Annotated in this window: 25 protein-coding genes and 1 tRNA gene; 15 read left to right on the top strand and 11 right to left on the bottom strand. The window is 67.9% G+C overall.

The window, feature by feature from the left end; all coding sequences use genetic code 11:
* Nucleotides 1-28 precede the first annotated feature (28 nt).
* From BMX93_RS04875 to BMX93_RS12875, 4 genes are all read left to right on the top strand, one after another.
* Nucleotides 29-574 carry a DUF501 domain-containing protein gene (locus tag BMX93_RS04875; RefSeq protein ID WP_425438757.1) on the top strand — a complete coding sequence of 182 codons (546 nt, stop codon included), beginning with the start codon at nt 29-31 and terminating at the stop codon, nt 572-574.
* A complete protein-coding gene (locus BMX93_RS04870) occupies nt 574-1527 on the top strand; it encodes a Ppx/GppA phosphatase family protein (RefSeq protein WP_091968680.1) in 954 nt (317 codons plus the stop codon). Before BMX93_RS04875 ends, BMX93_RS04870 begins: the two co-directional genes overlap by 1 nt.
* A 30-nt stretch (nt 1528-1557) precedes the next feature.
* Nucleotides 1558-1630: transfer RNA gene (locus BMX93_RS04865), tRNA-Leu, on the top strand.
* A gap of 30 nt (nt 1631-1660) precedes the next feature.
* Nucleotides 1661-1879 carry a GNAT family N-acetyltransferase gene (locus BMX93_RS12875; RefSeq protein ID WP_177170071.1) on the top strand — a complete coding sequence of 73 codons (219 nt, stop codon included), beginning with the start codon at nt 1661-1663 and terminating at the stop codon, nt 1877-1879.
* Here the strand turns inward: BMX93_RS12875 and BMX93_RS04855 are convergent.
* The gene (locus tag BMX93_RS04855) at nt 1854-2471 is read right to left on the bottom strand and encodes an SRPBCC family protein (protein ID WP_245725732.1); all 618 of its coding nucleotides are present in this window, start codon (nt 2469-2471) and stop codon (nt 1854-1856) included. The genes BMX93_RS12875 and BMX93_RS04855 overlap by 26 nt on opposite strands.
* A 177-nt stretch (nt 2472-2648) precedes the next feature.
* On the opposite strand from BMX93_RS04855, the gene BMX93_RS04850 reads away from it, so the two are divergent.
* Entirely contained in the window at nt 2649-3500 is an 852-nt protein-coding gene (locus BMX93_RS04850) for a Bax inhibitor-1/YccA family protein (RefSeq protein WP_091968586.1), read from the top strand.
* Between the two features lie 108 nt (nt 3501-3608).
* On the opposite strand, the gene BMX93_RS04845 is transcribed toward BMX93_RS04850, so the two are convergent.
* Both BMX93_RS04845 and BMX93_RS04840 read right to left on the bottom strand, forming a co-directional pair.
* Nucleotides 3609-4238, bottom strand: coding sequence for an NUDIX hydrolase (locus tag BMX93_RS04845; protein WP_245725738.1), 630 nt, complete (start codon nt 4236-4238; stop codon nt 3609-3611).
* A 177-nt stretch (nt 4239-4415) separates the two neighbouring features.
* Complete coding sequence (locus BMX93_RS04840; protein ID WP_143052815.1) at nt 4416-5378, bottom strand: hypothetical protein; 963 nt, start codon at nt 5376-5378, stop codon at nt 4416-4418.
* A 78-nt stretch (nt 5379-5456) separates the two neighbouring features.
* Between BMX93_RS04840 and BMX93_RS04835 the strand changes: the two genes are divergently transcribed.
* Both BMX93_RS04835 and BMX93_RS04830 read left to right on the top strand, forming a co-directional pair.
* Nucleotides 5457-6083 (top strand): DNA-3-methyladenine glycosylase, encoded by a 627-nt coding sequence (locus BMX93_RS04835; protein WP_091968581.1) that lies wholly within the window; start codon nt 5457-5459, stop codon nt 6081-6083.
* 92 nt (nt 6084-6175) lie between these two features.
* Entirely contained in the window at nt 6176-6592 is a 417-nt protein-coding gene (locus BMX93_RS04830) for an SRPBCC family protein (protein WP_091968579.1), read from the top strand.
* 60 nt (nt 6593-6652) lie between these two features.
* Here the strand turns inward: BMX93_RS04830 and BMX93_RS04825 are convergent, their stop codons facing one another.
* Nucleotides 6653-7168: a mycothiol transferase gene (locus tag BMX93_RS04825; protein WP_091968675.1), complete on the bottom strand. Its 516-nt coding sequence runs from the start codon at nt 7166-7168 to the stop codon at nt 6653-6655.
* Between the two features lie 97 nt (nt 7169-7265).
* Between BMX93_RS04825 and BMX93_RS04820 the strand changes: the two genes are divergently transcribed.
* Nucleotides 7266-7919, top strand: coding sequence for a pyridoxamine 5'-phosphate oxidase family protein (locus tag BMX93_RS04820; protein ID WP_091968578.1), 654 nt, complete (start codon nt 7266-7268; stop codon nt 7917-7919).
* Here BMX93_RS04820 and BMX93_RS04815 read toward each other — a convergent pair.
* Nucleotides 7891-8421 (bottom strand): hypothetical protein, encoded by a 531-nt coding sequence (locus BMX93_RS04815; RefSeq protein WP_091968575.1) that lies wholly within the window; start codon nt 8419-8421, stop codon nt 7891-7893. The two genes, BMX93_RS04820 and BMX93_RS04815, sit on opposite strands and share 29 nt — an antisense overlap.
* 223 nt (nt 8422-8644) lie before the next feature.
* Between BMX93_RS04815 and BMX93_RS04810 the strand changes: the two genes are divergently transcribed.
* Nucleotides 8645-9181: an NADPH-dependent FMN reductase gene (locus BMX93_RS04810; protein ID WP_091968573.1), complete on the top strand. Its 537-nt coding sequence runs from the start codon at nt 8645-8647 to the stop codon at nt 9179-9181.
* A 64-nt stretch (nt 9182-9245) separates the two neighbouring features.
* Here the strand turns inward: BMX93_RS04810 and msrA are convergent, their stop codons facing one another.
* The 3 genes from msrA to BMX93_RS04795 all read right to left on the bottom strand — a co-directional run bounded on the left by msrA (nt 9246) and on the right by BMX93_RS04795 (nt 11187).
* Nucleotides 9246-9878 carry a peptide-methionine (S)-S-oxide reductase MsrA gene (msrA, locus tag BMX93_RS04805; RefSeq protein ID WP_091968571.1) on the bottom strand — a complete coding sequence of 211 codons (633 nt, stop codon included), beginning with the start codon at nt 9876-9878 and terminating at the stop codon, nt 9246-9248.
* A gap of 37 nt (nt 9879-9915) precedes the next feature.
* The gene (locus BMX93_RS04800; RefSeq protein WP_091968567.1) at nt 9916-10320 is read right to left on the bottom strand and encodes a phage holin family protein; all 405 of its coding nucleotides are present in this window, start codon (nt 10318-10320) and stop codon (nt 9916-9918) included.
* Between the two features lie 177 nt (nt 10321-10497).
* Nucleotides 10498-11187, bottom strand: a complete 690-nt coding sequence (locus tag BMX93_RS04795; RefSeq protein ID WP_091968565.1) for a uracil-DNA glycosylase — start codon at nt 11185-11187, stop codon at nt 10498-10500.
* Nucleotides 11188-11380: 193 nt separating this feature from the next.
* Here BMX93_RS04795 and BMX93_RS04790 point away from each other — a divergent pair, with 193 nt between their 5' ends.
* A complete protein-coding gene (locus BMX93_RS04790) occupies nt 11381-12682 on the top strand; it encodes an AI-2E family transporter (RefSeq protein ID WP_091968564.1) in 1302 nt (433 codons plus the stop codon).
* Between the two features lie 61 nt (nt 12683-12743).
* Nucleotides 12744-13790 carry a hypothetical protein gene (locus BMX93_RS04785; protein WP_143052814.1) on the top strand — a complete coding sequence of 349 codons (1047 nt, stop codon included), beginning with the start codon at nt 12744-12746 and terminating at the stop codon, nt 13788-13790.
* Nucleotides 13791-13949: 159 nt separating this feature from the next.
* On the opposite strand, the gene BMX93_RS04780 is transcribed toward BMX93_RS04785, so the two are convergent.
* Both BMX93_RS04780 and greA read right to left on the bottom strand, forming a co-directional pair.
* The gene (locus BMX93_RS04780) at nt 13950-14369 is read right to left on the bottom strand and encodes a DoxX family membrane protein (protein ID WP_091968561.1); all 420 of its coding nucleotides are present in this window, start codon (nt 14367-14369) and stop codon (nt 13950-13952) included.
* A gap of 97 nt (nt 14370-14466) precedes the next feature.
* Nucleotides 14467-14970, bottom strand: coding sequence for a transcription elongation factor GreA (greA, locus tag BMX93_RS04775; protein WP_091968559.1), 504 nt, complete (start codon nt 14968-14970; stop codon nt 14467-14469).
* Between the two features lie 101 nt (nt 14971-15071).
* Here greA and mca point away from each other — a divergent pair, with 101 nt between their 5' ends.
* Together mca and BMX93_RS04765 are read left to right on the top strand one after the other, a co-directional pair.
* Nucleotides 15072-15998, top strand: a complete 927-nt coding sequence (mca, locus tag BMX93_RS04770) for a mycothiol conjugate amidase Mca (RefSeq protein ID WP_091968558.1) — start codon at nt 15072-15074, stop codon at nt 15996-15998.
* 72 nt (nt 15999-16070) lie between these two features.
* Complete coding sequence (locus BMX93_RS04765; RefSeq protein WP_091968556.1) at nt 16071-18257, top strand: thioredoxin domain-containing protein; 2187 nt, start codon at nt 16071-16073, stop codon at nt 18255-18257.
* A 14-nt stretch (nt 18258-18271) separates the two neighbouring features.
* Here the strand turns inward: BMX93_RS04765 and BMX93_RS04760 are convergent, their stop codons facing one another.
* Nucleotides 18272-19081, bottom strand: coding sequence for an isoprenyl transferase (locus BMX93_RS04760; protein ID WP_091968554.1), 810 nt, complete (start codon nt 19079-19081; stop codon nt 18272-18274).
* 102 nt (nt 19082-19183) lie between these two features.
* Here BMX93_RS04760 and trhA point away from each other — a divergent pair, with 102 nt between their 5' ends.
* Both trhA and phoH2 read left to right on the top strand, forming a co-directional pair.
* On the top strand, nt 19184-19882 hold the full coding sequence (gene trhA / locus BMX93_RS04755) for a PAQR family membrane homeostasis protein TrhA (protein WP_091968552.1): 699 nt from the start codon (nt 19184-19186) through the stop codon (nt 19880-19882).
* A gap of 262 nt (nt 19883-20144) precedes the next feature.
* On the top strand, nt 20145-21452 hold the full coding sequence (gene phoH2 / locus BMX93_RS04750; RefSeq protein ID WP_091968673.1) for an RNA 5'-3' helicase PhoH2: 1308 nt from the start codon (nt 20145-20147) through the stop codon (nt 21450-21452).
* The last annotated feature ends 10 nt before the right edge of the window (nt 21453-21462 follow it).

Genomic DNA, 21462 nt, shown 5'->3' with positions numbered 1-21462 from the left:
TCGTCTGGCGGCGTGCTCGTCTGGCGGCATGCTCGTCGTGGCGGCGTGGAAGAATGGTGGGGTGCGAGAGCTGGAGTCGATGAGCAGCGAGGACGAGGTCGTCATCGCCGAGCAGCTCGGTCGCCCGCCCCGCGGCGTCGTCGGTGTCGCGTGGCGCTGCCCCTGCGGGCACCCGGGTGTCATTGCCACCAAACCACGGTTGCCCAACGGCAGCCCGTTCCCGACCTTCTACTACCTCACCTGCCCACAGGCTGTGGCGGCCTGCTCGCGCCTCGAGGCCTCCGGCCTGATGGCCGAGTGGACGGCTGAGATTGCTCGGGATCCGCATCTGGCGCGCGCGCATCATGACGCCCACGAGGCATATCTCGCCGATCGCGCCCGCTATGGCGCGGTGCCGGAGCTGGCCGGGATCAGTGCCGGCGGGATGCCCACCCGGGTGAAGTGCCTCCATGCGCTACTGGCGCATGCCTTGGCGGCCGGACCGGGCGTCAACGAGCTCGGCGACGAGACGGTGCGCCTGGTCGGGGAGTTCTGGAGCTCGCCTCATGAGTGTGCGCGCACAGGGGAGCAATGATGAAGGTCGCTGCCATCGATTGCGGCACGAACACGATGAGGCTGTTCGTTGCCGGTCAGGAAGCCGACGGCTCCCTGCGCGAGTACGACCGACGGCTCACCTTCGTGGGGCTGGGGGAGGGCGTGGATGCGACGGGTGCCTTCGCGTCCGATGCGCTGAGCAGGGCATTCGTGGCCTGTGAGCAGTACGCGGAGGTCATCGCCGATCTGGACTGTCGGCGGGCTCGTTTCGTGGCCACCTCGGCGACCAGAGACGCCTCGAATCGTGAGGAGCTGTTCTCCGGTGTGCGGGCCAGGCTGGGCATCGAGCCCGAGGTGATCAGTGGCCTCGAGGAGTCGCAGTTGAGCTTCCGCGGCGCGCTCTCCGGCATTCGCTGCCCGCGCAGTCCGGTGCTCGTGATGGATTCCGGGGGCGGGTCGACGGAACTTGTCAGGGGGACGGTGGACGCCGCGGGAGCCCGTATCGAGACCGGGGTGAGCCTGAACATCGGTTCGCGCCGGTTGCGCGAGCGGATCCTGCACGATGACCCTCCCAGCGCCGAGCAGATCGCCCGCGCCCGGGCCCTCGTGGACGAGCAGCTGGACGGGTGCGGTGTCGGGCTGGGCGACATCGGCACATTCATCGGGGTTGCCGGCACGGTCACCTCGATGACTGCCGTGGCCCTGGGCCTTCGCCGCTACGACCGTTCGCGCGTGCACGGCGCCGCGATCGCGCGCGATGTGGTGCGCCGGACCGCCGAGCGACTGCTCGGTGCCACGGTGGCCGAGGTGACGAGCTGGGGGCCGGTGCAGCCACAGAGGGCCGAGGTGCTGTGCGCTGGCGCCCTCATCGTGGCCGAGGTGACCCGACGTGTTGGTGCCGCAGAGCTGGTGGCCAGCGAGGCCGATATCCTCGACGGCATTGCGTTGGGGATGCTCAACGACGGAACCGGCCAGGTACTCTCGCCGCGCTGAACCCGATGGTCCGCGCCAAGGGCGCGGTGGGCCCCCGTAGCCCAATGGCAGAGGCAGGCGGCTTAAACCCGCCCAAGTGCGAGTTCGACTCTCGTCGGGGGTACGGCTGGCCGGGCCGCGCCATCATGGAGTGGTGACAACGGCCATCAGCGGCGAGCCCTGGCGCCGCGCGGTGGAGACCCTGCTCGCCGTGGCCCGCGCTCACCCGGATGTCAGGGTGCTGAGGGCAACCATCGGTCCCGACAATGAGGCCTCCCGGGCCGTGATCGCCGGCCACGGCTTCGCCCGGGTCGGGGAGCAGTGGGACGAGGAGGACGGCCTCGAGATCATCTGGGAGCTTCCGGTTGGCTGATCTGCGGATCTGCCGAGGCGCTGTGTCGATGGCGCTTCTGACAGATCTCGAGCATTGAGGCCATGGTGTCGAAGAAGCGCTGGTAACCGGCGCGGGTTGTCTCGTACTGCTCTGGGCTGAACCGGGAGGTCTCGCCCTGGGTGAATGTCATTCGGGTCCCGCCGTCGACGGCAGCGAAGTCGACGGTGAGCGGTGCGCGTTCGGGCTGGTCGGGCTCATCGGTCAGCGTCAGCGCGAGGTGGCGGGGCCGCTGCACTGCCGTGTACTCACCGATCCAGTGAACGACGTCGCCGCCGGGCAGGACCATGTCGGCCTGCCAGTGCCCTCCCGCCCGCACGTCGAGCTTGACGGTGTCCAGGGGGACGTCGATCTCGGAGCCACCAAACCAGCTCGCGAAATGGGCGGGCACGATCCAGGCATCGAAAGCTGCTTCGAGGGGAGCGGCGAATGTGCGGGTGATGGTGAGTGTGCCCGGGGTCATGGGGGACATCTCCTCCTTGTCCGAATCGGTCTCGTCCGTGTCGGTGCTGCGACGCTGCTGGCTGGCGCGGTGGGGGTCCTTCGGGCGGGATGCTGTGCGGCCTGTCGCCATCCGTGGCTTCGGCACTGCGCCGGGCGGTAGAGCCTGCCCCTCTCTCCATGGTGGCAGGGGGAGCCAAATGCCCCCTCGCGGTGCGTCGTGCGTCGTTCCTCGCGGTGCGTCCTGCGCAGCAATCCCGGGGAGGATCCGGGGCGCCAGCCCAGGGATCTGACAGTGCGGCCCGTTAGCATGGCCGTGTACGCCCGGGAGCATCGGGCGCCCCACCGAAGGATCGGAGTCGAAGTGCGGAGCAGCAATCCCGTTCTCACCAGATCAGACACGTTCACTCCGGGTTATCGAGAAGCCAGCTACGGCGACATCGGTCAGCTCAGGGGTTCCGGATACGGCGCGCCGGTCAGCCAGGCGCCCACCGGGCGGATGACGATGAACGATGTCGTCGCCAAGACAGGCACCCTGTTCGTCATCCTCGTTGCCGTGGCGGCCCTCACCTGGCTCGCCACTCCCGTAGCGCTGCTCTACCCGGTCGCCATTGTGTCCTCGATCACCGCCCTGGTCGCGGCCGTCGTGGTTACCATGAGGCACAGCACCTCGGTGCCGGCGATCATGTTCTACACGGTTGCCGAAGGCGTATTGATCGGCGCATGGAGCGCCGTGATGGAGTTCCTCTACCCCGGGATCGTCTCCCAGGCGGTGCTCGGCACCTTCGCCGCGGCCGCCGTCGTACTGGCCAGCTACCGCTATCTCGGTGTGCGGGTATCGGGCCGGGTGCGCAAGATCCTCGTCTTCTCGATCATCGCCTTCGCCGTTGTCGCGGCCCTCAATCTCGTTTTCTTGCTGTTCGGCGCGAATCTCGGCTTCTTCAACGTCGGCCCGGGCGCTGGAGTACTGAGTTGGTTGTTTGCCGGACTCGGTGTCGTGCTCGCCGTGGGCAGCCTGCTGCTCGATTTCGAGGAGTGCGAGCGCGGTGTGGCGATGGGGGCACCGGCCAAGGAATCCTGGCGGGCCGCCTTTGGTCTCATGGTGACGATGGTGTGGCTCTACACGAACCTGCTGCGCCTGCTGAGCTTCTTGCGCAACTGAGCGGGCGCAGGCCACTGGCGCCGAGCCCGGGCGAACGACCTCCGGGTGCGTGCGGGGACTTTCGCACCACCCGTGAAGGTACGCCGGTCCGGGCCAAGCCCAGATCGCTCAGGACGCAAGCCGCGGATCGCGCACCGTGTCGAGATACTTGTCCAGGGCCGACCGTGCCCCGGAGGTCCACGGCAGTGCCCGCCAGTGTCGCATCGACACCCACCGGGCCGTTTGGGTCGTTCCACCCACGTCGAGTACTCGCGGGGCGGTGGGATCCGGGCACACCGCCGTGTAAATGATGCGCAGCGCCTGGAAATCCTCGAGCTTGCCCTCCGGACTGCGCCCGACCCAGTGATCCGACTGGAGGTCGACGACCCGCAACAGATGCACGTGCTGGGCGGTCTCCTCCTCGATCTCGCGGATCACCGCCTCGCTGGGCGTCTCGCCGCGTTCCAGGCCTCCGCCCGGCAGCTGCCAGCGGCCGGGGACTGCCGTCCGGTCGCTGCACATCGTGCCGAGCAAACCCCGATTGGAACGCACGACGGCGTAGGCGGCGATGCGCTGATGGGGAACAGGCACCTCTCCGGGTGCCGGGCAGGCGTCCGAGAGGGCATGCAGTCCATGTCGTCTGGGCAGTCTCGTGGTGGGGGTGCGGCGCCTTACTTGGGCGGCCAGGCAGATGTCCTCATCGCGGCCGGTGGCCGACAGCCAGTGCGTCACCGCCCACCCGCGGCTCCACAGCAGCATGCGCGGATCATCGCCGTGATGCACGGATACCTGCACAGCAGGGCCCTCATCCAGGCGATGGAACCCTGTGATGTGCATCCGTCAATCATCCCACGTGCGGGGGCGCCTCCCAAGGAGGCCTACCGCGACTGGCCTGCACGCTGCTCGTGGAGTTGCTCGGAGCCGAGGCAGACGAGCTCACTTGCCCGCGAGGATCTCGCCGGCCAGTGTCGTGTCGACCTCGGTCCCACCGACCTGGAAGCGCATTCGGGGGGCGTCCTCGCCGCTGCGCTGCTCAATGGTCACCTGAACGCTCGTCGAGGCAGGCTTGTTGAGCCTGGCGGGCAGCTCGTCGGTGAGCCGGGCGATGACCGCCGGCTGCACGAGGCTGGGGGAGAACTGCGTGCCCGAACCCGAGTCCTTGAGGGTCGCGATGATCGTGGGCAGCGCCTTTTGACGGGTGCGGCGCTGGATCGTCCCCGGTTCGGCGCGCACGTCGACCGAGAGGCTGTCCGGCTTGATGACGATGGCCGTCACCTGGGGCGCAGTGCGCACGGTGTCGGACAGACCCTCGGCGATGCCTGCTGTGGTCCGGAAGTCGAGCGGATGGATGGCGCTGCCATCGGCGCGGAAGAAGACGGTGCTCGACTCGGGTGTCGTCGTCACCGTCATGATGACATTGCCCTTGTCGTATTCGTTGATCTGCAGATCCTGACGCTCGCGGGAGCCCGAGATGGCGCCCGCCTCGTCGAACAGCTTTCCGACATCGTCGATGGCGAAGGAATCCGGATCGAATTCGGCCTGGTGGATGTAGGCGATCGTGGAATCCAGCTTGCTCACCGCACCGTTCGCGAAACCGATGGTCTGGGCTGTCTCATTGTCCAGATAGGTGATGTTCGCGGTGGAGTCGGTGATCTCGACCCGGAGGATCGGACGGTTTCCCGAAGCGGTACGCAGCAGATCGACAATCTGGCGGGCATTCCCGGGCGCCGTCAGATCGAAGGCCGGCGCAGTGGGCGCGTCCGGGCTCGGCGAGGCACTGGGGGACGAGGGCTCACCGGTCGGCCCCCCGGCCGGTGAGCAGCCCACCAGGATGAGCAGGAGGCTGAACGCCAGGCCGGTGAACGCCCGCGTCAGCTTCCTCGTCCTGGGCATGGTCACGCCCACACGTTACGCGGTTGCGCTGGGCTGGTCAGTGTCCACACGGCGCTGCCTGAGGCGCCGGTGCACACTGGAGCCGTGCTCGATTTCGACCGTCCGGCTGACGTGGTGGCGCCCAGACTGCTGGGGGGAGTGGTGCGCAAGGGCGATGTGGCCATTCGGCTCACAGAGGTGGAGGCCTATCTGGGGCCACTGGATCCCGCCTCACACGCCTACCGGGGCAATCGTGGCAGGGCCGCAGTGATGTACGGCCCCAGCGCACATCTCTACGTGTATCTCAACTACGGCATCCACCGCTGTGGCAATCTGGTGTGCTCGCCCGTCGGGGAGGCCTCGGGAGTGCTCATGCGGGCCGGAGAGGTGGTCGCCGGCCTCGATCTGGCCCGAGCACGCCGCGCTCTCGCGCCAGGACGCCCCGACGATCTGCTCGCCAAGGGGCCGGGCAATCTTGGCCGGGCACTCGGCCTCGATCTGGCGGACTCCGGTGCCCCACTGGGTGGACCCGATGACGAGTTCGAGTTCATTCCCGCCGAACCAGCCTCCTCGGTGCTCGTCGGGCCACGTGTGGGAGTGAGCCGTGCGGCCGAGCGGCAGTGGCGATTCTGGCTTCCTGGTGAGCCCTCGGTGTCGGCCTATCGACGTGGCTCCCCCATGAAGCCCTCGACCTCGGGGCATTCTCTTCAACGGGGTGTCACTGCGGACTAGGGTGTGCTGAAACCGGGCTGCGACGACGCTGCAGGGTTTGACCGCCGCGACCGGTACAGCTGAAGAATCTGTCGAGTGAAACGAGGTTCCCCATGTCGGAACAGACCATCACCGAGGCGCCCGAAGGATCGCAGCATGCCTGCGTCGTCGTCAGCCGTGTCATCTCCCAGCCCCTCGATGCAGTATGGGCGGTGCTCATGACACGTGAGGGTGCCGAAGCCCTCCTGGGGCGCGGCGCGATGCTCGGTGACAAGGGTCACAGCTGGACTGCGCAGGACGGCCGCACCGGCTATATCCGCAGTTTCCACCCCAAGGAGCAGATTCGTTTCCGCTGGCGCAAGAACGACGACACGCCGGCCTCGTCGGTCGACCTGCGCGTGCGCGAGCAGGGGCCGGGCACGACGCTGCTGAGCGTCGAACACAGCGATCTGCGCCCCGATCTCGATCCCGGCTATCTGCGGGGCCGCTGGGAGGCAGCGCTGGAACGGATCGAGAGCGACTGCTTCTGATGCGCTCCAGGTCCGGGGCGGGGCCAGATCCCGCCCCGGACCTGCGGTGACGCTCGCCGCTCAGCGTGCCGTCGTCACGAGGCCCTTCACATAGGCCAGCTGTCCCAGGTGCTGGCTGGCGTCATCGACGACCGAGACGAGCCGCACGGCGGCCGTGACCGGGGGATCCCACCGCTCGTCCACGACGCGTGCCAGATCCTTGCCCCGCTCGGCATTGAGCACCTCATGGACGAGTGCCGAGACGGAGCGGTGGTAGCCGATGAGCAGTTCGGGATCGGACACTGTGAAGTCGCCCACATCGGCCGGGGACTGGCCGTAGCCCATCGCCTCGGGTGGATAGGGCAGTGCGAAACGTTCGCGCCAGCCCTGGCTCCAGACCTGTTGGTGGCCGTCGAGCGGTGCCAGCTGGGTGTCAATGCAGCGATCGATGTGCCAGCTGAGCCAGGCAATGTGGTTCGCCTGGGGCCCCGGACGCCACAGCAGCTGATCGCGGTCCAGTCCCTGCAGTGCGGTGGGCAGACCCTCGAGGACCCGTTCGAATGCGTCAGTGATGATGTCGATCGCGTCGATGCTCATGAACCCATTGTGCGCAGTCACCGGAGTGTCCAGATGTTCTGGGGCGGGCCTGCGCTCATCGGTAGAGTGCCTGCGAGAACTCTCGAGAGGACCCGCCATGCGGCACGAGATCCACCGCCACGCCGACCGCGCCAGCCACGATCGGACGCGGCTCGACGCCCTGCTGGACGCGCAGTGCTTCGGTACCTTGTCCGCCGTCTCGCCGGACGGCGATCCCTGGGCCGTTCCGATGGGCTATGCCAGAGTCGGTGATCTCATCGTCATGCATGGCTCGACCGGTGGCGGACTGCTGCGTCTCGCCGCGGCGGGTGCTCCGGTGGTGCTCACCGTGGCTGCCATGGACGGCTATGTCGTGGGCCACAGTGCACAGGCCTGCTCGGTGAACTATCGCTCGGCCACCATCCGCGGGCAGCTGGTCAGCGTCACCGGCGACGAGAAGGCCGCGCTGCTGGACGCCTACACCGATTTCTACTTCCCGGGTCGTATGGCCGAGGTCCGTCCCCACACCGCCAAGGAGCTCGCCGCCACGTTGTTGCTCACCTTGCAGATCGGCGGGGAGAACTGGCTGTTCAAGCAGCGGTGCGGTCAGGCCAGCGATCCGGGCGAACCGAGCGAGGTGTGGGGAGGCGTCGTCGGATTGCGCACCCTGCCGGCAGAACCCGAGCGGGCGCCGTGGTCCACTGCGCCGCTGCCGTCGTCGGTGGCGCGCCTTGTCGAACGACTCAGCCGCGAGCCCGGTACTGGGCAGTGAGATGACTGCCGGCATGCAGGGCCGTGTCGGCGGGCAGGAGGTAGTGCACCTCACCGCTCACCTCGAGCACCGCTGCGCGCCGACCGCGCAGTCGTAGCGTCCACGAGGCCCTCGGTGCGCTGCGGTCCACTGGAAGGTAGTCGTGCTCGTCCAGCCATGTCACCAGCGCTTCGAGCGTGGGGACCAGTGCCGGATCGATCTCGGCGCGGTTGTCGTCCTGCGCCTCGTCGGGCATCGTCGAGCGGTCCAGGCTCACCGTTCTTCGGCGCCAGTCCTCCTCGTCATCCTCATCGTCCGCAGCGGTGCCGGGGGTGTCGCCGTGTTGGCCGGCGCGGGCTGCCCACACAGTGGTGATCCCCGAGACGATGAGCGCCGCTGCCAGCACCAGGCCCAGCACCTCCCGGTTCGTGGCCCACGCCAGGACCAGGATCGCGCCGGCTGTGATCTCGGCGACCCCGGCAATGCGGATCGTGACCGGGCGAGGAGGACGCAGCGCACGCATGGGGGCAGTATCGCATCGCCGGGGAAGCCCGTGGCCACGCACCTGCCGGCCCCTCGCCGAGGCCGTGCTCCCGGGTGGCAGGTGATCGCCAAGCGGTGTTGCGCTGACAGGAGAATCGAGCCGACAACACTAGAAAGTTTACGTTTCAACGATATAGGCTCGGCGCCGGCACACGGCATGAGCGCTGTCATGACCGGTTGAGGTCAACGTCAGGAGGAATGGCATGAAGGTCGGAATCATCGTCGGAAGCGTGCGTACCGAGCGTCTTGGTGAGAGCGTGGCCCAATGGGTGTACGAACTCGCAAGTCAACGGGGCGACGCCGAGTACGTACTCATTGATCTCGCCGATTTTAGGCTTCCGGTGTTCGATGGCGACTCGCCCATGCGCTCGCACAAGCAGTACGCCAAGCCCGAGGTGCAGCGCTGGAGCGACGCGATCGACGCGTGCGATGGATACATCGTCGTGACTCCGGAGTACAACCACTCGGTGCCGGGCGCATTGAAGAACGCGGTGGACAGCCTCGGGCCCGAGTGGCTCGGCAAGACGGTCGGCTTCGTCTCCTACGGCGCAGATGCCGGCGTGCGCGCCGTGGAGCACTGGCGCCAGATCGTGGCGAATTTCGAGATGCATGACATCCGCTCTCAGGTCTCCCTCGGCCTGTTCACCGATTTCAACGAGAACGGCTTTGCTCCGCAGGAGCGCCGCTCGGGCGAGCTCACCCGTGTCCTGGACTCTCTTGTCCCCGTCTCGGTGAGCTGAATCAATCGGCGGCCCGGCATCCGGCGGATTCTGCGATCGGATGCCGGGCTGTGCTGCGCCCAGTTCAGGCTGTGCACTTGACGCCGGTGGCGTGCACCGGGCAATAACCGTTCGGGTTCGCCTCCAGATACTGCTGGTGATAGTCCTCCGCGAAATACCAGGTCGGCGCCGGCTCGATACTCGTCACCGGAGCGCCGTATCCAGCCGCGCCCAGATTGCTGGCATAGGCGTCGCGTTCGCGCACGGCGATGGCCATCTGTTCCTCGCTCGTGGTGAACAGGGCTGAGCGGTACTGGGTACCCACGTCATTGCCCTGCCGGTTGGCCTGGGTGGGGTCGTGGTTCTCGAAGAAGACTCTCACGAGGGCCGCATAGGTCGTCGTCGAGGGATCGAAGACGACGCGCACCGTTTCGGCGTGCCCGGTGCGTCCGGTGCACACCTCCTCGTAGCTGGGATTGGGTGTGGTCCCGCCCATGTAGCCGGCGGCAGTGCTCAGCACCCCGGGCTGGCGCCAGAACAGTTTCTCGACGCCCCAGAAGCAGCCTGCCGCGAAGTAGGCGGTCTGGGATCCGGGGAAGGCCTTGTCCAAAGGATCACCCGTCACCCGGTGAAAGACCGGCATGGCCAGCACCGGGGTGGCGCGCCCGGGCAGGGCGTGGGCAGCATCACCCGGATGGGTTCTCTCAAAACGAAGCATTCGACAAGCGTAACCCGCGCCCTGCGGCCCGCCGGGATCACGCGCGCGAGCGCGCAGCCGCTTCACGGCGGGCGAGAACCCGCTTGATGACGAACGCCCCGAGCAGCCAGCTGCCGAGCGCCCCGACACACCACACGAGCAGAACGCTTGCCGCCCAGGCCGTGAGCCCACTGATGCGCATCCCACCTGGGAAGCGGGTGGCGATGAACAGCGAGAGCAGGGTGGATACGAGCCCTATGCCGCCGAGGATGGCAGGCGCGTGCTTGCGGGCGAGGTTGAAGATGAACGGCGACAAGATAGCCTGGGATGCGGTGAACACCCCGACCGCCAGCAGGAAGCCCGCCAGCGCAACGCTCACACCGTCGATGAGCCAGGCGGCGAGGAGCAAGGCCACCGCCGAGGTCACCAGATGTGACGCGACGGTGAGCAGAAACCTCATCATGTCCCTTCCCCCTGTCGTCGATGCGATCGGGACCGATGTCCCGCAACCGGATCCACTTCAGGGCACCGGCACCGCCCACTGCGGGCGATGGGCCGCCCGGGCGCCTGCCCGTCAGCTGGCCGGAACAGGCTGCGGTGATACTGAACTGAGCATAGGCACCCCCAGGGGTGCGGTGGGCTACTTTCCGTTGAGGTCCCAGTCGATGGGTGCGCCGCCCTGTTCGCCCAGGAGAGCATTGGCCCGGCTGAAGGGGCGCGAGCCGAAGAATCCGTGGCTCGCGGACAAGGGGCTGGGATGCGGGGATGCGATGATCGGTACGTTGCCTGCCCTCAACAGCCCCGACAGGGACTGGGCGTCGCGTCCCCACAGAATGGCGACGAGCGGGCCGCCGCGGGCCACCAGGGCATTGATGGCGGCCTCGGTGACCGGCTCCCAGCCCTTGTTGCGGTGCGACGCCGGCCGGCCTGGACGCACTGTCAGACATCTGTTGAGCAGCAGGACACCCTGCTCGAACCACCCGGTGAGGTCGCCATGGGGCGCCGGGGAAATGCCAAGATCGGACTGGAGCTCCTGGTAGATGTTCACCAGGCTGCGCGGCAGGGGACGCACGGAGCGTTCCACGGCGAAACTCAACCCGATGGCATGACCTGGTGTCGGATAGGGGTCCTGCCCGACGATGAGCACCCGCACCGCTGCCATCGGGCGGCTGAACGCGCGCAGCACCTTGTCGCCCGACGGGAGGTAGCCCGCTCCGGAGGCGATCTCGGCACGCAGGAATTGCCCCATCCGGTGGATCTGGTCCTCCTGGCCGGCCAATGCCTGCGCCCAGTCAGCGGCCATCAACGAGCTGATCGGTTGGACAGACACGCAACCTCCTGGTGGGCCGCCCCGAGGAGCGGACGGGGCTGGAATGGCGCTGACATGGGTACTGGGCCCGAACAACGCTAGTCTCTCGCAGCGCCTGCGCTGCGCCGCGATGCCCCTTGGCGTCGTCGACGTGGCCCGTGCACAGGGTGGGGCACACTGGGGAACGACCATCCGTCATAAAGCGAGGAAACCCATGCCTGCATTTTCTCTGGGCCGGCGCAACAACTGGCGTAATCGTCTGGCTCGCCTCGATGACGCGGTCGACCCGGATGATCCCGCTCTGTCTCCTGCAGGACGGCGCCGGACGGGAACAGATCCCGGAGGCGAGGACAGCTTGGTTCCCAGATCGCTGCGCGCTGCGGCGGCGTGGTCGTGGCGCCTGCTCGCCGTGGCGGCGGCGGTGGGGCTGGTGTGGTGGGTCGGCGGTGAGCTGTCCGAGGTGGTCGTGCCGCTCATGGCCGCCCTCCTGCTCAGTGCTGCCCTCGCGCCGCTCAACAGCTTTCTCCGCAAGCACCGCTGGCCCGCCTGGGCCTCCTCGCTGTTCAGCCTGTTCGTGCTGGTGCTCATCCTGGGGGGCCTGCTCACATTGGTCGGCACCCAGATCGCCGTTCAGTGGAGGGAACTGACCCAGCAGGCGGTCAGGGGACTGCAGAGCTTCCTGACCTGGCTGGGCACGGGCCCGCTGCACATCAGCCATGAGCAGGTCAACGGCTGGCTCGAACAGGCCCGCCAAAGACTCGTGACCTCGCAGAACGAGATTGCCAAGGTCGCAGCCGCGGCAGGATCAAGCATCGGACGGTTCTTCACCGGCCTGGCCATGGCGCTGTTCGCCACCTTCTTCTTCCTCAAGGACGCGCCGATGATGTCGGCCGGGATCAAGGCGAGCGTGCCGAAGGGCTCGCGGGCGGCCCTCATCCCCGGCCTGGACGCCGGCTGGCACTCGCTGGTCAGCTATGTGCATGCCGCGGTCATCGTGGCAGCGGTCGACGGTGTCGGTGCAGGACTGGGCGCGCTGTTCCTCGGCTCAAACCTATGGCTGGCGATCACGGCGCTCACCTTCGTGTGCGCCTTCATCCCCATCGTCGGCGCCCTCCTGTCGGGCGCCGTCGCGGTCCTTGTCACGCTCGTCACCCTGGGGCTGGTGAAGGCGATCATCATGCTTGTCGTCTTCATCGGCGTGATGGAATTGGAGGCCCACATCCTGCAGCCGCTGCTGCTGGGACGTGCCGTCTCGATCCACCCGCTCCTCGTGCTCGTCGGCATCGCGGTGGGCATCAACGTGGCGGGCATCGTCGGCGGTGTCTTCGCCATTCCGATCGTTGCCTTCGCAACCGGCGTCGTGCGCTCGCTGCGCAATGGCGATCCCGACAGTCCGGCATCCGATACGGCGATCGGCAGCGCTGCACCACCCGGCACCCCACAGGATTCCACTGCCCGGCCGGCGTCCGCCGCAGATCTGGACACGCCCGCTGCGCCACCGGCGACCTCGCCCTGAGGCCACCCTGAACGCCCGCCTGCTGCTGGGTAGGGGCAGTGGTGGGCCCTATATTGGCGCCATGAGCCAATCGCCCGGGCTGGAAGCCATCTTGGCCGATCTTGCCGCTGGAGTCATCGACACCACCGAAGCTACCCGACGCATTGAGGCGTTGAGCAGCAGGAGCGCACCCGACACCGATCCCTACGACGACCCGGCCCCAGCCCGGGACGAATATGCTGCTGGGCGTGCGCAGTACGCCCAGCACGCAACCGAGCGTGCAGGGCAGGCCGGCCAACAGCCGGCACGGGACCAGTCCGAGAGGCAGACGGACGGCTCCGATGAGCCGGCGGCCCAGCAGGCGAGCACCGCACGGCCCGAGGCGCAGCACGCCGCCGAGGCAGCGCCGAGCCCGGCGGCCAGCACCTCGGCGGGCACAGTGCGCCGCATCGTCATCCGCGCCACCGGTCGTCTCGTGCGGGTGATCGGCGACCCCTCGGTGCCCAGCGCCGAGGCGCACGGGCCGCACACGCTGCGCCGAAATGGTGAACTGCTCGAGGTGACGAGCGAGTCCGACATCGGTCCGAGCCTTCGGGGTTTCTCGATCGTCAATCCCCCCAGGTCTGCCGAGGATCTGCGCCGGCTCGGTTTCGGCCCTGAGCTCGTGGTGCGCGTCAACCCGAAGATCGACGTCGACGCGGAGATCACCGGCGGCGGCCTCACTACCGTCCAGGTACCGCGGCTGGGACGCATCCGGGTCACGGCCGGCGGGGCGAATCTCGCAGATGTCGTGGCCGTTCGCGATGCCCTCGTGCAGGCCGGCGGGGCGACGGTGCGGGGTCCGATCAGCGAAGGACGCAACCGGGTGAGGGTGGAATCGGGCAGTCTCAGCGTGGGCCTGTACCCGCAGGCCAATGTGACCGTCACGGCACAGGCTCGGCTGGGCATGGTGAGCTGGCCCGAAGGCCAGCCCAAGCAACTCGACGAGTACGTTGCGGGCAATGGCGCCGCCCGCCTGGACTTGAGCGTGATGATGGGCCACATCAGCGTCCGCGACGAGCAGGCGCCCCAGGCCGAGACCGATGACCAGGAGTCCCAGCATCAGTGGTGGGAGGTCTGGCGGCACTGAGGACGAGCGCCACCGGACCGGGAGCCGTCTGCCTCCCGGTCCGGTGGCCTGTCGGGGCCCTTGCGAAATCGGCCAAGGACCCGGCCGTGATCGCGGTGCACGCCCTACGGTGACCGAGTACCCGGCCCCCTCTGTTTTGATCAGGCCTGCTTGTCTTGGTCAGGCCTGCTTCTTGGGCTTGCTCGCGCCACCCAGGCTGACGAGCAGCAGGCCGCCAGCCAGGGCGAGGTTCTTCTGGAATGCGATCCGCTCGCTGACCTTCTCCGAGCCCTCCTTCTCCCAGAAGCGGTGGCCCGCGAGGGTGGTCGGGAGCAGCTGGGCTGCGAGCACCAGCGCTGCGGCGCGCGGGAACACGCCGAGGGCCAGGGCAGACCCGGCCACCGTCATCGTGATTCCGTTGATCTTGGTGAGCTGGGCGGCGGGCAGATCGGGAAGCGCGTCGGTCACCTCGCGAGGCAGGCTGGCGAACAGTGCCTCGGTGGCCGGTGCGATCGCCTCGGCGTGCTGGGCGGCATTGAGGCCGCCGGTGACGAACATGGAGGCCAGCATCGAGCGAGCCGCGAACCGGGGAAATGACATGGAGAATCTCCTTCTCAGGTGAACGGGACAATCCTGCCGTGCGTTCTGGCACATTGGAAAGCCGAGTTCGGACGAATCGGCAGGCTTCGCTCCCGGCTCACCGGGAGAGGGCCTCGACCTTGATGATGGTCACGGACAGCTCCTTGCCGTTCGGGGCCTCGTAGCTCACGGCGTCGCCCACCTTATGGCCCATCACTGCTTGTCCCAGGGGTGACTGCGGGCTGAAGACCTGGGTGGTCAGCGAATGGTCGACACCCATCATCTCGCGGCTGCCCAGCAGGAAGACATCGGAGTCGTCGGGGTCGCCGTCATAGGCGACTGTTACCGTGCTGCCGGCTGACACCACATCGGGAGCTCCCTGCGGCTCGCCCACCTGGGCTTCGCGCAGCATCTGCTCGAGCTGGCGGATGCGCAGTTCCATCTGACCCTGCTCTTCGCGGGCCGCGTGGTAGCCACCGTTCTCCGACAGATCGCCCTCGGCCTTTGCCGCACCGATCTTCTTGGCAATCGCGACGCGACCATCGCCCTTGAGGTAGTCGAGTTCCTGTACGAGCTTGTCGTACGCGTCCTTCGTCATCCAGACGGTCTGCTTGTCGGTCATTGCCCCAGTTTAACGAGACCGGGATCCGTCTCCCTCCTTGATTCGTCTCCTCGAATCGGTATCGGTAGGAGGGCCCCGCCCAAGGAAGGCACAATGGGTCCATGTCACGTAGTGCCCTCAGCCCAGACGGAGACGGCCTCCGGCTCATGCACGTGCACGCCCACCCCGACGACGAGTCGAGCAAGGGTGCCGCGACGACGGCGAAGTATGTCGCGGAAGGCGTTGCGGTGATGGTCGCCACCTGTACCGGGGGCGAGCGGGGCAGCGTGCTCAATCCGGCGATGGACCGGCCGGAGATTTGGGCGGACATGCCGCGCATCCGCGAGCAGGAGATGCGGCGGGCGCGGGCGATCCTCGGCGTGCAGCAGGTCAGCCTCGGATATGTCGATTCCGGGCTGCCCGAGGGCGAGGATCCCGATCCGCTGCCCGAGGGCTGCTTCGGGCTGATGGATCCCGAGGCGGCGGCTGCGCCCCTGGTCCGGGCGATCCGCAGTTTCCGTCCTCAGGTGGTCACCACCTACGACGAACACGGCGGCTATCCCCACCCCGATCACGTCCAGTGCCATCGGGTGACGATGGCGGCGCTGCGGCAGGCTGCCGACCCCCAGCTGTTTCCCGAGTACGGTCCGGCATGGACGGTTGACAAGCTCTATTACCAGCTGGGCTTCAACCGCAAGCGGTTCGCTGCGCTCGACGCCGAGATGCGCCGGCGTGGTCTCGAGTCGCCTTATTCCGAGCGACTGGCTGCCTGGGAGAACTTCGACTACGAGCAGCGCATCACCACCCGGGTGGATTGCGCGGACTATTTCGAGGTGCGCGACGACGCGTTGCGCGCCCACGCCTCCCAGATCGATCCGAACGGCCAGTGGTTCGCCATCCCACTCGACATCCAGAAGGCGGTGTGGCCCACCGAGGACTACCAGCTGGTGTACTCCCTTGTCCCGGTGTGCCTGCCCGAGGACGACCTGTTCACCGGGCTGCGCTCGCAGTCACGACGTCCCCAGCTGGCCGATCTGCTGGTCTCCTGAGCCGGTCGTGGGCGGCTCGTGGGCGGGAATCGCGAACTCCTGATCCCCGCCCACGAGCCCTAGTCTTGACCCATGGCCAACCGACTCGCTGCGGCGTCCTCCCCCTATCTGCGTCAGCATGGCGACAACCCCATCGACTGGTGGCCATGGGGCCCCCAGCCTTTGGAGCAGGCGCGTGTCCGCCAGCTGCCGCTGCTCATCTCGATCGGCTACTCGGCCTGCCACTGGTGTCATGTCATGGCAGCAGAGAGCTTCAGCGATCCCGGCATAGCGGCGTTCGTCAACGAGCATTTCGTGGCCATCAAGGTTGACCGCGAGGAGAACCCCGATGTCGACCAGGTTTTCATGGCGGCGACCCAGGCGCTCAACGGCCAAGGGGGCTGGCCGATGACGGTCTTCTGCACCCCCGACGCCCAGCCCTTCTTCGCCGGCACCTATTTCCCGCCCACCGCCCGCGACGGCCTGCCCAGTTTCGGCCAGGTGTGCCAGGCGATGGCCCAGGCATGGCAAGAGCGCCGCGACGAGGTCCTGGAGACGGGGGCGCGGATCGCCACGGCGCTGTCCACGCCCACTCCCGAGGCGGGCCAGGCCACGCATGACGACGAGGACGAGGCACCCGACGCCGGGATCCTCCTTGGCCAGCTGGTCGGCGGCGTCGACCACGAGAACGGCGGTTTCGGTACCGGCCCCAAGTTCCCCCAAGCCCCGGTGCTCGATGCGCTGCTCGTCACCGGCGATCCCCATCAGGTGGAGGTGGTGCAGGGCACCGTCGATCACATCCTGCGCGGTGGCATCCATGACCTCGTGGGCGGGGGCTTCCATCGCTACGCGGTCGACGCCGCATGGCAGGTGCCGCACTTCGAGAAGATGCTCTACGACAATGCCCTCATGCTCGGCACGCTCACCCGCACCTGGCGGCGCACCGAGCTGGACAATACTGACCTTCGCGACCACATCGAGATGGCCGCGCGGGGCATCGTGCGCTGGCTCGACGAGCAGATGCGCATCGACACCGAGGCCGGCTGCGGATTCGCAGCCAGCCTAGACGCCGACTCCCTCGACGAGCACGGCGAACACGACGAGGGCGGCTACTATCTGTGGACCCCGGGGCAGATGGACGAGCTGTTCGACCGCCGCGACTCGCTGTTCGCCCAGGCCTGCTTCCATCTCACTCCCAAGGGCACGATGCCCGATCACCGCTCGACCTTGCGTCTGCACGGCGACCCGGACATGCCCCGTCTCGCACGCATCCTCGACACGATCCGCGACGCGAGGAATGGGCGACCCGCCCCGCACCGTGACGACAAGATCGTGGCCGCCTGGAACGGTCTGCTCGTGGACTCACTGGTGCAGGCCTCGATGGTCTTCGGGGAACCCGACTGGCTGAGCTGCGCGCGGGGGATCGTCGACCTGCTGTGGACCCTGCACGGATTCAGCGGCGAGCAGGCGGCGCGCACATCGCTGGACGGACATGCCGGGACAGCGCCGGCCATGCTGGACGACTGGGCTGGCTTTGCGCTGGGCTGTGCCCGGCTGGCCGGCGCCACCGGCGACCAGGAGCTGCTCGAGCGCGCCAGGCACGCCGTGGAGACAGCCTGCCGCCAGTTCGGCGCCGAGGACGGGACCTTCTTCGACGCCCCGGCCGGCGGCCCGTTGTACACCAGGGCTGCCGAGCGCACCGACGAGGGGACGCCTTCGGCGACCAGCATCATGGTGACGGCACTGGAACTCGTCGCGCTGCTCAGCGGCGAGAGGCAATGGTCGCAGCGCGCCCGGGCCGCCTCGCGCAGCCTGTGGCCGGGCCTGCGGATGAGCCCACTGGCCAGCGGCTGGGGGCTTGCCGACCTCGCAGTCGAGCAGGCCGCACAGGCCGGCATGGGCAGGGCCCAGGTGGTTGTCGTCGACGAGTCCGCCGAAACCCACGGCCTGCTCGCCCGGGCCGCCTGGCGACTCGCGCCCGAGGGCTCGGCCATCGTCGTGGGGCGTCCCGGCACACCAGGCTTCGGGGGGCTCTTCGCCGAGCGCGAGGCAATCGGGGGGCGGCCCACCGTCTATGTGTGCCGTAACCAGACCTGCTTCGAGCCGATCACCGACTACACGGCACTGCGTGACCCGCTGTGGCGCCGCGTCGTGCAGGCGACGCTATCGGGACATTCCGTGCGCGGACGCCGGATTGCCGATCTGGTGGCTGCCCGCGCCAAGGCTGCGGCCACCCTCAACCCGAACCGGCCGGCGTCCGGCGAGCTGCCCTCGGCCTGAGCCCTGCTGGAGGCTTACTTGCCGAAGCGCCGCTCGCGGCGCTGATAGGAGCGCAAGGCTCGGTAGAAGTCGATTCTGCGGAAATCGGGCCACAGGGCCTCGCAGAAGTACAGCTCGGAATGGGCGCTCTGCCAGGGAAGGAAGCCGCTGAGACGCTGCTCACCAGAGGTCCTGATGATGAGATCGGGATCGGGCTGTCCCTTGGTGTACAGGTGATCGCCGATCTGATCGACCTCGAGAGTGCGCGAGAGCTCCTCGAGGGTCGTGCCCTTCTGCGCCTCGCAGGCCAGCAGCGAGCGCACAGCATCGCGCAACTCATGGCGTCCGCCGTAACCGACGGCGACATTGACGTGCGTTCCCGCCCGCCCGCGGCTGGCCTGCTCGGCGTTGCGCAGCGTCTGGGCCAGCGCTGGCGGCAGCAGTTCGAGGTCGCCGACCGGCATGACGCGATAGTTGCTTCGGTCCACGAGGTCGCGGGTCAGGTGCGCAATTACCTCCATGAGCGGCCCCAGCTCGTCCTTCGCGGAGCGGCTCAGGTTGTCGGTGGACAACACCCACAAGGTGACCACGGCGATGCCGAGCTCGTCGCACCAATCCACGAACTCCAGAAGCTTGTCCGCCCCGGCCCGGTATCCGACATCGAGGGGTTGACCAGGGGCATTGGTGCGTGCCCATCGGCGATTCCCGTCGGCCAGGACGGCGATGTGCTGGGGCATCCGGGCCGGGTCGAGCTCGGATCGCAGCCGGTTCTCGTAGGTGGCGTATACCAGCCCGCTGGACGTGAGGCGGGTCCATGCCTCATTCACCAGTTCCCGCTTCGCCATGGGAGCAGCCTAGCCGCAGCATCGTGATGCAGGCCTGCTGGCGGGCCTGCCGTGAGTCGCCGGCAGGGCTGGCCGGCGGCCGATGACGCTAGCGTAAGTGCCATGACCAGGAGTGCGCTCCACCACACCGGAACGAAGCCTGCCGCGGTGCCGGTGACGGCCGGCGGGGTGCCCACGAAACCGCGGCTGCGGGGTTGGCTGCATGCCGCGATGACGCCTGTGATGCTGGTGGCGATCCTCGCTCTCATGGTGCGCACCGATTCCCGCCCAGGGCGCGCCGCGCTGGCGATCTACCTTGTCACGGCGCTCCTGCTCTTCGGGAACTCGGCTGCCTACCACCGCATCGTATGGAGCCGGCGGGTCTCGGCGCTGCTGCGGCGGTTCGACCACTCGAACATTGCGCTGTTCATCGCGGGCACCTACACGCCGCTGGCGGTGCTGTTGCTCACCGGTGCCCCCCGCGTCACTCTGCTCGGCGTGGTTTGGGGGTGTGCCCTGGCTGAGGTGGTGAGCCGCAATCTGTGGATGGAAGCGCCGCGGATGCTCTACACCGGCTTGTACATCGCCATGGGATGTGCGGCAGTGGGCTGGCTGCCGCAGTTGTGGCAGGCGGGCGGACCTGCCGTGGTGCTGCTCATTGCGGTCGGCGGGCTGTTCTACATCCTCGGTGCGATCGTGTACGCCCTGCGGAAACCCGATCCGTGGCCCAGCTGGTTCGGCTTCCATGAGCTGTTCCACACCGGAACGGTCATCGGGGCGCTGTGCCACTTCGCCGCCATCTGGGTTGCTGTGGGCCGCTGAGTGCCCCGATGGGCAATAACCCCTGGGTCGCAGGGGTCCGGGACAGGGGTGAACGCTGCGGGTCCGGGATGTGAACACTGGACAGTGCCGCCGTGGACACTTCCCCTCGACGCCTCCCGGCGCTTACCGTCGACGTGTGGAGGCAGCCAGTCTCCACCACGCCACCGATCGCGCTAGCCGATGCGCAGGTCGCTTCGGGAGCGCAGAAGGAGTCACCGTGCTCGCCGAAGACTCGACCGTCAGCGTCGATGCCCTTGCCCCCATGACGGCCGCCGCAGGGCAGGTCACCACCACCTATGTGCTGGACACCTCTGTGCTCATCGCCGACCCCCGCGCTCTGCAGCGTTTCGCCGAGCACGATGTTGTCGTGCCGCTCGTGGTGATCACCGAGCTGGAGGGCAAACGCCACGACCCGGAGGTGGGCTACTTCGCCCGCAGCGCTCTGCGGCTGTTCGACGAACTGCGCCAACGGTTCGGCCGTCTGGACGAACCCATCCCGGTGAACGACCATGGCGGGCACATGCATGTCGAGCTCAACCACACGAGCCAGGAGAAGCTCCCGGCGGGCTTTCGCCTCGGCGACAACGACACACGCATCCTCGCGGTCGCGCTGAACTACGCCAGTGAGGTCGATCGCGTCGTGCTCGTGAGCAAGGATCTGCCGATGCGCGTGAAGGCGGCCTCCATGGGTCTTGAGGCCCAGGAATACCGCAATGACCAGGTCACGGACTCCGGCTGGACGGGAATGGCCGAACTCGAGGTCGATGACGAGACGATCAACGCCCTGTTCGACGAGAACTGGGCCGAGATTCCCGAGGCGGCCTCGCTGCCGGTTCACGCCGGGCTGGTGCTGCATGGGCCGAACGGTTCCGCGCTGGCGCGCCGGATGCCGGACGGCAGGGCACGGCGGGTCCGCACAGACCTGGAGGCGTTCGGGCTCAAGGGACGCAGCGCCGAGCAGCGGGTGGCGCTCGACATCCTGCTCGATCCCGAGGTGGGAATCGTCAGCCTCGGGGGACGCGCCGGTACCGGGAAGTCGGCACTCGCGCTGTGTGCTGGCCTGGAGCAGGTGATGGAGACGCACCGCTACCAGAAGGTGATGGTGTTCCGCCCGCTGTACGCCGTGGGAGGCCAGGATCTCGGCTACCTGCCCGGATCCGAGTCGGAGAAGATGAACCCATGGGGCCAGGCCGTCTTCGACACGCTCGGCTCGGTGGCCAGCAAGTACGTCATCGATGAGGTGATCAGCGAGGAGATGCTCGAGGTGCTCCCGCTCACCCACATCCGGGGGCGCAGCCTGCACGATGCCTTCGTGATCGTCGACGAGGCCCAGTCGCTGGAACGCAATGTGCTGCTCACCGTGCTCAGCCGGATCGGCCAGAACAGCCGCGTCGTGCTCACCCACGACGTCGACCAGCGTGACAACCTGCGGGTGGGTCGCCATGACGGGGTGGCGGCCGTGGTGGAGCGGCTCAAGGGCCATTCACTGTTCGCCCATGTCACGCTGACCCGGGCCGAACGGTCGCCGATCGCCGCGCTGGTCACCGAGATGCTGGGCACCGAGAACTGAGCCTGGTGGA

The sequence above is a fragment of the Propionibacterium cyclohexanicum genome (assembly GCF_900111365.1).
Lineage (GTDB): Bacteria > Actinomycetota > Actinomycetes > Propionibacteriales > Propionibacteriaceae > Propionibacterium > Propionibacterium cyclohexanicum.
Note: the sequence above shows the minus strand (reverse complement) of the source record. Positions and strands in the feature narration are given on the sequence as shown.

Coding starts and splice junctions, on each gene's coding strand:
- BMX93_RS04820 (WP_091968578.1), top strand. CDS start 7,266: ATGCGGCACGAGATCCACCGCCACGCCGACCGCGCCAGCCACGATCGG.
- BMX93_RS04830 (WP_091968579.1), top strand. CDS start 6,176: ATGTCGGAACAGACCATCACCGAGGCGCCCGAAGGATCGCAGCATGCC.
- BMX93_RS04870 (WP_091968680.1), top strand. CDS start 574: ATGAAGGTCGCTGCCATCGATTGCGGCACGAACACGATGAGGCTGTTC.
- BMX93_RS04825 (WP_091968675.1), bottom strand. CDS start 7,168: ATGAGCATCGACGCGATCGACATCATCACTGACGCATTCGAACGGGTC.
- greA (WP_091968559.1), bottom strand. CDS start 14,970: ATGACCGACAAGCAGACCGTCTGGATGACGAAGGACGCGTACGACAAG.
- msrA (WP_091968571.1), bottom strand. CDS start 9,878: ATGCTTCGTTTTGAGAGAACCCATCCGGGTGATGCTGCCCACGCCCTG.
- BMX93_RS04875 (WP_425438757.1), top strand. CDS start 29: ATGCTCGTCGTGGCGGCGTGGAAGAATGGTGGGGTGCGAGAGCTGGAG.
- BMX93_RS04785 (WP_143052814.1), top strand. CDS start 12,744: ATGAGCCAATCGCCCGGGCTGGAAGCCATCTTGGCCGATCTTGCCGCT.
- BMX93_RS04855 (WP_245725732.1), bottom strand. CDS start 2,471: ATGGCGACAGGCCGCACAGCATCCCGCCCGAAGGACCCCCACCGCGCC.
- BMX93_RS04765 (WP_091968556.1), top strand. CDS start 16,071: ATGGCCAACCGACTCGCTGCGGCGTCCTCCCCCTATCTGCGTCAGCAT.
- BMX93_RS04845 (WP_245725738.1), bottom strand. CDS start 4,238: ATGCTGCTGTGGAGCCGCGGGTGGGCGGTGACGCACTGGCTGTCGGCC.
- phoH2 (WP_091968673.1), top strand. CDS start 20,145: ATGACGGCCGCCGCAGGGCAGGTCACCACCACCTATGTGCTGGACACC.
- BMX93_RS04790 (WP_091968564.1), top strand. CDS start 11,381: ATGCCTGCATTTTCTCTGGGCCGGCGCAACAACTGGCGTAATCGTCTG.
- BMX93_RS04815 (WP_091968575.1), bottom strand. CDS start 8,421: ATGCGTGCGCTGCGTCCTCCTCGCCCGGTCACGATCCGCATTGCCGGG.
- BMX93_RS04850 (WP_091968586.1), top strand. CDS start 2,649: ATGGCCGTGTACGCCCGGGAGCATCGGGCGCCCCACCGAAGGATCGGA.
- BMX93_RS04780 (WP_091968561.1), bottom strand. CDS start 14,369: ATGTCATTTCCCCGGTTCGCGGCTCGCTCGATGCTGGCCTCCATGTTC.
- BMX93_RS04760 (WP_091968554.1), bottom strand. CDS start 19,081: ATGGCGAAGCGGGAACTGGTGAATGAGGCATGGACCCGCCTCACGTCC.
- trhA (WP_091968552.1), top strand. CDS start 19,184: ATGACCAGGAGTGCGCTCCACCACACCGGAACGAAGCCTGCCGCGGTG.
- BMX93_RS04800 (WP_091968567.1), bottom strand. CDS start 10,320: ATGATGAGGTTTCTGCTCACCGTCGCGTCACATCTGGTGACCTCGGCG.
- mca (WP_091968558.1), top strand. CDS start 15,072: ATGTCACGTAGTGCCCTCAGCCCAGACGGAGACGGCCTCCGGCTCATG.
- BMX93_RS04810 (WP_091968573.1), top strand. CDS start 8,645: ATGAAGGTCGGAATCATCGTCGGAAGCGTGCGTACCGAGCGTCTTGGT.